1 pseudogene is annotated in these 406 nt (G+C 68.7%); it reads right to left on the bottom strand.

Going from position 1 to position 406, the window contains the following annotated elements:
• Positions 1 to 406 (bottom strand): annotated as a pseudogene (locus MKW15_RS24290) (HNH endonuclease); the annotation flags it as partial.

The raw sequence follows: 406 nt of genomic DNA, 5'->3' as shown, positions 1-406 counted from the left end.
TGGGCCAGAAGATCGGTCACACAGGTTTGACGCTGCGACTCCGACAGCGGTTCCCTCGCCCGCACACCGATATGGGACAGTCCGCGGGCGATCGCATCCGCGTGCTCGCCGGAGAGCGTGCCGTCAGCGGTGTGACCAGCCAACCGCGGCGTACCGGCCAAAGCAACACCGATACGCAGCAACCGAGTGGCGACCGCGGGCGCGGCGCCCATGACGATCAGCAGTTCGCGGGTGGTGCGGCCCTGCTCCTTCGCGAGCCCCAACCGCTCCACGGCCCCAGCAAGGACTGCGGCGTGGTGGTCGACCATGTTCCGTAGCCGCAGCAGCGCCGACAGGGCCTCGTGCACCTCGCGGGCAGTGTCCGGAGGAGCGAACGCGGCGAGCTGGTCGCAAAGGTGTTCGATGT

The sequence above is a fragment of the Gordonia gummivorans genome (assembly GCF_022513585.1).
In the GTDB taxonomy this organism is placed as follows: Bacteria; Actinomycetota; Actinomycetes; order Mycobacteriales; family Mycobacteriaceae; genus Gordonia.
This window is presented reverse-complemented; position numbering and strand designations above follow the sequence as displayed.